Genomic DNA, 864 nt, shown 5'->3' on the forward strand with positions numbered 1-864 from the left:
TATTTTGCCAATCCTTCAGCAATCTTATCAAGGTTGTATTTCATCATGCTGTAGTAGCTGTCGCCTTCTTTACCTTCTTCTGCGATAGAGTCAGTAAAGATTTGTGCGTAGATTGGGATGTTTGTGTCTTGTGAAACAGTCTTCATTGGACGGTCATCCACACTTGATTCTACAAAGAGTGAAGGAACTTTTGTTTGGCGAAGTTTTTCAACCAAGGTCTTGATTTGTTCAGGTGTTCCTTCTTCTTCAGTATTGATTTCCCAGATGTAAGCACTTGGGACACCATAGGCTTTAGAGAAGTATTTGAATGCTCCTTCGCTGGTTACAATGAGTTTCTTTTCAGCAGGGATGTTATTAAATTTATCCTTACTTTCTTTATCAAGTTTGTCTAACTTATCAGTATATTCTTTGAGATTTTTTTCATAGAATTCTTTGTTGTTAGGGTCTTTGGCGCTCAATTGTTTTGCGATATTTTTAGCAAAGATAATTCCATTTTCAAGGTTGAGCCAAGCGTGTGGGTCTTCTTTACCTTTTTCATTTTTTCCTTCAAGGTAGATGACTTCAACCCCTTCGCTGACTGCAAAGTAGTCTTTGTTTTCAGTTTTCTTGGCATTTTCTACCAATTTGGTAAACCAGGCATTGCCACCTGTTTCAAGGTTGATACCGTTATAGAAAATGAGGTCTGCCTCAGAAGTTTTCTTAACATCTTCAGGAAGTGGTTCGTATTCGTGTGGGTCTTGCCCAATCGGAACGATACTATGAAGATCAATCTTGTCACCAGCAATATTTTTAGTAATATCAGCGATGATTGAGTTTGTAGCAACAACTTTTAGTTTTTGACCAGAAGCTGCATCTTTTTTTCCG

At 37.8% G+C, this 864-nt stretch carries 1 protein-coding gene; it reads right to left on the reverse strand.

Annotated elements, in window-relative coordinates:
* A partial coding sequence (psaA, locus tag WKI42_RS10490) for a metal ABC transporter substrate-binding lipoprotein/adhesin PsaA (protein WP_368081891.1) occupies positions 1–864 on the reverse strand: 864 nt, incomplete at both ends.

Origin of the sequence: Streptococcus pseudopneumoniae (genome assembly GCF_038148935.1) — a bacterium.
GTDB classification, from domain to species: domain Bacteria; phylum Bacillota; class Bacilli; order Lactobacillales; family Streptococcaceae; genus Streptococcus; species Streptococcus pseudopneumoniae_U.